Below are 5593 nucleotides of genomic sequence, written 5' to 3' on the forward strand. Positions count from 1 at the left end.
GCCCGGCGGTCCGGCGACGCCCTCCGCGCCGGCTGGCCCCTGCGGTCCGGGCGGCCCGGGCGGTCCCATCGCGCCCCGCTCGCCGGGAGGCCCGGCCTCACCCCGGGGACCCGTCTCGCCGCGCGGGCCGGCCGGGCCGGCGAGCCCGGGCGCCTGCGGTCCCTGCTGGCCGCACTCGCCGACCACGATGCTGCGGGTCTGTTTCGGCGTCCGCAGCGTCGCGATGCAGGTGGCCGGATGGTAGACGACGCGAAACTCGAAATAGCCGCGGCTGTCGGTCCGGTGCGGGAACTGGCCGTCGAGCGTGATCTCCACCCCCGGATCGTCGGCGTAACCGATGATCCAGAGATCACCGCCGGTGATCTTGGCGGCCTCGATGCGCATGTCCGCCGCCCGCGCCGGCAGCCCGCAGGCGGCCGACAGGGCCAGCATCGAACACAGCGCCCAGCGCTCGCGCCACAGGCGCTTGGCAGATCTCATGGCAGGTCACGCAGTCTTTTAGACGGTCAGAATGCCATAGCCCGCAAACTAAGCAATAAATTGCGGAGAAAGTTGGATGTGGAAAAGCGCGGCCGGTCGAAGGCCTTAGTCCGAAATGGGTATTCGAAGGGCGCGCGGCGGGGCCTGTAGCGTGACCGCGCTGGACCGGGTCAGGCGTGTGCGGACCGGGCCGGCAGAGGAGCGGCGCGGACCGATTCACCGGTCACCGCCGCGCGAGCGCCCCGGGCCACGTTCGGACCCGCGGCGGAGGGGTCTGCCGTGGACAACGACGATCCGCCCTGGGACACGGACCCGCTCTGGTACGACCGGACCGAGTCCGGAACGCCGCCGGGACCCATCCTCGAGGCGCTGGCCTGGCTGTTCCTGCTGGCGATCGCCGGGTGCGCGGCGCTCGTCTGGCTCTACGGGATGCCGGACCGCCTGTGGCGCGCGGCGGCGCGCCGGCTGATGCGCCGCGATCCGGCGGATGCCGGGCGCTTCTGAGCCGCGCGCGCGGCCCTGACGCCTCCGCGCGCCGGCACCGGCTCAGGCCGCGGCGATGCGCGTGCTGAGCAGGGTGGCTTCCAGGGCTTCCACGGGCATCGGGCGGCCGAGATGGTAGCCCTGCAGGAACGGGCAGCCCATCGCCTGCAGGATGTTCAGGTCCTCGGCCGATTCGACGCCCTCGGCCACCACGTCGAGCCCGAGCAGCCGGCCGAGGCCGAGGACGGCGAGGACGAGCCCGCGCTTGTCGTCGCTCGCCCCGAGGCCCGTGACGAAGCTCCGGTCGATCTTGATCCGGTCCGCCTTGAGCTGGCGCAGCGAGGAGAGCGACGAGTAGCCGATGCCGAAATCGTCCAGGGCGACCCGGATGCCGGCGCGGGACAGCGCCTGCAGCTTGCCCTGCACAGCGCCGATGTCGAGGGCCGTCTCCTCGGTGATCTCGATCTCCAGCATGGTGGGCGGCAGGCCAAGGAGGTTCAGGCGCCCGATGACGATCTCGTCCACCGGGACCTGCGCCATCTCCCGGGGTGAGACGTTCATCGCCACGCGCACGCCGCTCAGGCCGCGGCGATGCAGGATCTCCAACATCGCGCAGACCTGCTCGAGGATGTAGCGGAGCAGCGATTCGGTCAGGCCGGCCATCGCGGCGGCGGCGATCAGGTCCGGCGGCGCGATCCAGCCGAGCCGCGGATGCTCCCAGCGGATCAGGGCTTCCAGTCCGACCAGGGTCCGGCCATCGGCCGCGTAGATCGGCTGGAACCAGACCTTCGGGGCGTTCTCGACCAGGGCCTGCGACAGGTCGCGCTCCAAGTCCCGCCGCATCTGCAGCCCCTCGCGCAGCCCCGAATCGAACACCCGGTAGCGGTTCCGCCCGGCGGCCTTCGCGGCGTAGAGCGCCTCGTCGGCGCAGCTCAGCATCTCGGTGAAGCTCGGCTCCGCGCTCGCGTGGACGCCGATGCTGACCCCGAGGCGGCCCGCGTCGAAGCCGTCGAACGGCTGGGACACCGCGGCGATGAGGTTCGCCGCCATGACGTCGTCGGGCACGCCCGAGGTCACGGGATCGTACAGCACCGCGAACTCGTCGCCGCCCAGCCGGGCCGCGAGACCGTTCTCCGGCAGCGCGTCCTTCAGCCGGCGCGCCACCTCGACGAGCACCCGGTCGCCCGCCTTGTGGCCGTAGACGTCGTTGACGAACTTGAACCCGTCGAGGTCGAGCATCAGCAGGCTGAGAGTCCCGGTGCGGAGCCGGTTCTCCGTCGCCTGGAGGAAGCCCGCGCGGTTCAGCAGGCCGGTGAGATCGTCGTGCGTGGCGCGCCACCGCATCTCGTCCACGAGGGCGCTAGCGCTGGCATGGGCCTCGGCGCGGGACCGGGCGAGGGCGTGGGCCTCGTTCTTGAGCCGGCTCGCCTCGCGAAACACGGACTCGCTGCGGAACGCCGTGTGCGTCAGGGCGAGGAAGTAGAGCAGCACGCAGGCCGCGAGGCAGTTCCGGTCGAAGTCGCCGGCATAGGCGAGGCAGGCCACGACGGACAGCAGCGGCAGGGCGATGAAGGCGAGGGGGATGCGCGCGTACGCGATCCCGTGCGTCACCGCCCCCGCGGTCACGCCGCAGGTGATCGTCAGGTAGAACAGGGTCTCGGCGGTCGTGTAGCCGTCGCACAGGAGCGGCTGGCAGGCCCAGATCAGTCCGGAGAGGAACGCCGCGACCGTGAAGACGCGCAGGTGCCGGTCGACGGAGCGCGCGGCGGCCGCGGCCAGGCTCGGCGTCATGTCGGCGGTCAGCGCCAGGCCGAGGCAGGGGATCCGGCAGAGGGCGATTCGCAGGAGGTTGACGCTGGTCGACGCCGCGAACCAGATGGCCCCCACGGTGCCGTGCCCGCTCCTGTAGGCGACGAGCATGCTCGCCACGCCGAGCAGCATGTTGACCGGGATGGCCGCCAGCACGCTCCCGCGCATGGCCTCCAGCTGATCCCGCCGGATCAGCGCGCCCCACCTCGGATCTGCAGGGTCGAGAGATTCACCGGAGCCGGGTGAACCCGGCTCGGATCTCTCCTGGTCCCGAACGATCATCGCACGTCCACTCGAAGGTGAGTGACTCATGGCACCGAATCGTAAGATATCGTTGAACGATCAACGCCCGCCGCGCCCGATCCCGAGCTTTTCGCGCGCCGCTCGAAGAGAGACTCCGGGTCGCAAGGCATTCCGGCCGCGTCGACGCGCACCATATCGGGTCCCGGGCCGCTTCCGGGCCCCGGATCGTCCATGGCCCTGACCCGCGACCTGCTCGATATCCGGACGATCTATCACGAGCCCACTGTCGGCGACTTCCCGCTGGGCCGGGACATCCTGGCGCGCTTTCCCGACGCCGCGCGCATCGTCGTGCCGTCGCACTGGAACATCCCGGAACTCCACGGCAACGCCGGCTCGGTGGAGGATTGGGTGCGGATCAAGCGCTCGACGCTGGTCCTCGGCGTGAAGAAGGGCCTCGCGATGCGCCCCAACGGCCGCAGCGCCCACTTCATCGCGCCCTCGACCTCCAACGGCTGCGCGATGGCCTGCGCCTACTGCTACGTGCCGCGCCGCAAGGGCTTCTCCAACCCGATCTCGCTGTTCGTGAACCTCGAGCAGGCCTGCGCGGCGATCGCCCGCCACGCCGGCCGCCAGGGACGCCTGCCGGAGCCGGACCCGATCGATCCGGAGCACTGGGTCTACGATATCGGCGAGAACGGCGACCTCTCGGTCGACGCGGCGGTGAGCGACGGCGTGCGCGCCCTGGTCGCGCTGTTCCGCACCCTGCCCAACGCCAAGGCCTCCTTCGCCACCAAGGCCGTCAACCGCGACCTCCTCGCCTACGATCCGCAGGGCAAGACGCGCGTCCGCTTCTCGCTCATGCCGGCGCGGATCGCCCGGATCGTGGACGTGCGCACCGCCCCGATCGCCGAGCGGATCGCCGCCATCGACGAGTTCGTGGCCGCCGGCTACGAGGTCCACGCCAACTTCTCGCCCGTCATCCTCTACGAGGGCTGGGAGGCCGACTGGCGGGCGCTGTTCGCCGAGATCGACGCGACGCTGTCCGACGCCGCCAAGGCGCAGCTCAAGTGCGAGATCATCATGCTGACCCACAACGCGGATCTGCACGCGGTCAATCTCGGCTGGCACCCCAAGGCCGAGGACCTGCTCTGGCGGCCGGACATCCAGGAGGCGAAGGTCTCGGAGGGCGGGGGCACCAACCTGCGCTACCGGGCCGGCTGGAAGGGCCGCTGGCTCGCCCGGTTCAAGGCCCTGCTCGCCGAGACGATGCCCTACTGCACGGTGCGCTACGCGTTCTGAGCGCGGAGCGCTGAACTTCCGGCCGCGCGCGGCGTTGGCGCGCCAGCGGAGGAAAGCTCAGCCATGTCGAGCGCGTCCATGTCGAGCCCATCCATGTCGACGCACGAGGACCATATCGGCGAGGCGGTGGCCCTCGCCGCCGCCAATGTCGAGGCGGGCGGTGCGCCCTACGGCGCGGTCATCGTGCGGGAGGGGACCGTGCTGGTCCGCGCGGCCAACACCGTGCACGCGACCAACGACCCCAGCGCCCATGCCGAGATGGTGGCGCTGCGCGAGGCCAGCCGCCTCCTCGGCCGCCGCGACCTCGGCGACTGCGTGATGTACGCGAGCGGCCGCCCGTGCCCGATGTGCCACGCCGCGATGCGCCTGGCCGGCTTCAAGGAGGGCTACTTCGCCTTCTCGGCCGAGGAGGCCGAGACCTACGGCGCCGGCAGCGCGTCGATCTACGCCGAGCTCTGCCAGCCCCTCGACGCGCAGCCGATGCGCGTCACGCAGCTGCGTCCGCCGGGCGATTCGCCCTACCCGGCGTGGAAGGCGCGCCGCGAGGCCTGACGCGGCGGCGACGGCCTCAATGGGTCCAGGGCGCCGTGCGGTTGAACTTGAAATTGTCCGAGTAGGACAGGCCCTTGCGCTGGACGGGCTTGGCCGGCTGCTCGACGCGGTAGGCGATCCCCTCGCGCTTCGCGTAGGCCACGGCCTCCTCCTCGGTGTCGAATTCCAGGCGCACCTGCTGGAGCATGTCCGAGGACCCGTTCCACCCCATCAGCGGATCGATCTCGCGCGGGCTGGTCCGGTCGAACTCCAGGATCCACTGCTTGGTCCGGGCGAGGCCCGACTGCGTGGCGTCCCGAGACGGACGGAAGATGCGGGCGCTCGGCATCTGACTCGACAAGCTCCTGATCGAATGGTCGGGGCGATAGGATTCGAACCTACGACCCCCTGGTCCCAAACCAGGTGCGCTACCAGACTGCGCCACACCCCGACTGCCACACGGCCTCAATGCCGTAGCGGTTCCGCCGTTCCCCCGCAAGGCGCGGCGCGGCGCGCGCCGACGCTTCCGGGATAGACCCTCCGCCGCGGCCTAGGGCGTCTCTGCAAAGTCATCTGAGCCAGAGCATGGTCATGCCGAGCGTGACCATAGCGAGGTAGTTCGCGGCTCGCTTCTCGTAGCGGGTGGCGATGCGGCGATACTGCTTGAGCCGGCCGATCAACCGCTCGACCTTGTTGCGCTGGCGGTAGGCGGGTTTGTCGAAATCGAGCTGGCGGGGCTGATCCTTGC

Annotated in this window: 6 protein-coding genes, 1 tRNA gene and 1 pseudogene; 3 read left to right on the forward strand and 5 right to left on the reverse strand. The window is 70.7% G+C overall.

The genetic code is table 11. The features are described from left to right. Nucleotides 1-480 (reverse strand): annotated as a pseudogene (locus ACLBYE_RS29200) (collagen-like protein); the annotation flags it as partial. A gap of 279 nt (nt 481-759) precedes the next feature. Here ACLBYE_RS29200 and ACLBYE_RS29205 point away from each other — a divergent pair. Beyond that, nucleotides 760-984, forward strand: a complete 225-nt coding sequence (locus tag ACLBYE_RS29205) for a hypothetical protein (RefSeq protein WP_447680948.1) — start codon at nt 760-762, stop codon at nt 982-984. 42 nt (nt 985-1026) lie between these two features. Here the strand turns inward: ACLBYE_RS29205 and ACLBYE_RS29210 are convergent, their stop codons facing one another. Further along, nucleotides 1027-2940, reverse strand: a complete 1914-nt coding sequence (locus ACLBYE_RS29210; RefSeq protein WP_447696835.1) for a putative bifunctional diguanylate cyclase/phosphodiesterase — start codon at nt 2938-2940, stop codon at nt 1027-1029. 306 nt (nt 2941-3246) lie between these two features. On the opposite strand from ACLBYE_RS29210, the gene ACLBYE_RS29215 reads away from it, so the two are divergent. Further along, nucleotides 3247-4314, forward strand: coding sequence for a spore photoproduct lyase family protein (locus ACLBYE_RS29215; protein ID WP_447696836.1), 1068 nt, complete (start codon nt 3247-3249; stop codon nt 4312-4314). Between the two features lie 93 nt (nt 4315-4407). Continuing rightward, nucleotides 4408-4866, forward strand: coding sequence for a nucleoside deaminase (locus tag ACLBYE_RS29220; RefSeq protein ID WP_091925371.1), 459 nt, complete (start codon nt 4408-4410; stop codon nt 4864-4866). Nucleotides 4867-4882: 16 nt separating this feature from the next. Here ACLBYE_RS29220 and ACLBYE_RS29225 read toward each other — a convergent pair whose 3' ends face one another. The 3 genes from ACLBYE_RS29225 to ACLBYE_RS29235 form a co-directional block, all read right to left on the reverse strand. Then, entirely contained in the window at nt 4883-5194 is a 312-nt protein-coding gene (locus ACLBYE_RS29225) for an ETC complex I subunit (protein ID WP_020090615.1), read from the reverse strand. Between the two features lie 25 nt (nt 5195-5219). Next, nucleotides 5220-5296: transfer RNA gene (locus ACLBYE_RS29230), tRNA-Pro, on the reverse strand. Nucleotides 5297-5414: 118 nt separating this feature from the next. Next, on the reverse strand, nt 5415-5593 hold a 179-nt coding region (locus ACLBYE_RS29235; protein ID WP_447693614.1), incomplete at its 5' end, for a transposase.

This window comes from Methylobacterium sp. A52T (assembly GCF_053346095.1).